The organism is Anoxybacillus sp. CHMUD (genome assembly GCF_013096965.1).
In the GTDB taxonomy this organism is placed as follows: Bacteria; Bacillota; Bacilli; order Bacillales; family Anoxybacillaceae; genus Anoxybacillus; species Anoxybacillus kestanbolensis_A.
This window is the reverse complement of sequence record NZ_SDLG01000055.1, coordinates 1-1007: the sequence shown is the minus strand read 5'-3', so window position 1 is coordinate 1007 and position 1007 is coordinate 1. Positions and strand designations below refer to the sequence as shown.

General features: G+C 46.8%; 1 protein-coding gene. It reads right to left on the bottom strand.

Features of this window, described 5'->3' with window-relative positions:
• Positions 1-75: 75 nt before the first annotated feature.
• Positions 76-1007 (bottom strand): IS66 family transposase (gene tnpC / locus ETB99_RS14540; RefSeq protein WP_171700929.1); only part of this gene is annotated, 932 nt, incomplete at its 5' end.

The following is a 1007-nucleotide window of genomic DNA, read 5'->3' as shown; positions in this document are numbered from 1 at the left end:
TGGTAACTATTCATCCCGATAGTAGTATGTAAAGGAGCGCAACACAAATAGGGCATCCCCGTAATAGAAAATGCCCTAAGTGGTAAAAAGAACACGATCTATCGTTTCGCCCGTCAACAGAAGACATAACGAATCCCACACGTTTTTTTCGTGTTTCGTCAGTGTGGAAATGATGCTTCTTGTGATGCAAAAAGACTGGGCGAATGTTTCTTCGCGAAATGTACCCGAAATGTTCTCTTTGACTTTAACCATGCGAAGATCGCGTTCGGCTTGGTTGTTGTCAAAGGGAACATGCACTTCACGTAAGAAACGCAACGCTTCTTCCTTTCGTTTTTGAAGGCGTCGAACAAAAGCGAGTGCTTTTTTCGGAAGAGGCGTCGCCGTTTCCAATCGGTGTTGTGCTCTTTCTAGGATGCGATCATACACTCGTTCCCATCGTTTCGCTTCTTCTTCGGAAAGCGCACCGTGATGAGCTTCGACGGCCTGTTTGGCGGCTAACAGAAACGTCGTCATGCGCGATGCCCATGTATGCCCTTGTTCGATGAAGCCTTTTAACTCACGCAAATGATGGGCGTGACAAAGGGCATGGGTGGCTTGCGTGTATTTTGGATACGTACCGAATCCATCGTGCATCATCGTCCCTTCATATCGGGGAAGAATCCCAATATCATCAGTCGCTTTCTTTCCACGAGAAACGTGAGGAGCCAAGTACGTATATTTCGATGTACACGCGACATGCACCCATGCGAGTTTCCCATTGATGCGCAAACTTGTTTCATCGACATGCAGGATGTTGGATTCAAGTAAGGCGTCTTCGATGAGGTCCATATTTGATTCCAGCGCTTCGCGTCCTCGTTTCACCATATTGGCAAGGGTTCCCGTACTAATCGAGTGTTGATATAACGCTTCGATTGTATCACTTAAACGCTTGTACGGGATCAATTGGATATGATGTAAATAAACAACGAGCGCCGTGAGCCGTGGACCGTATTGCACATGATTCGTGA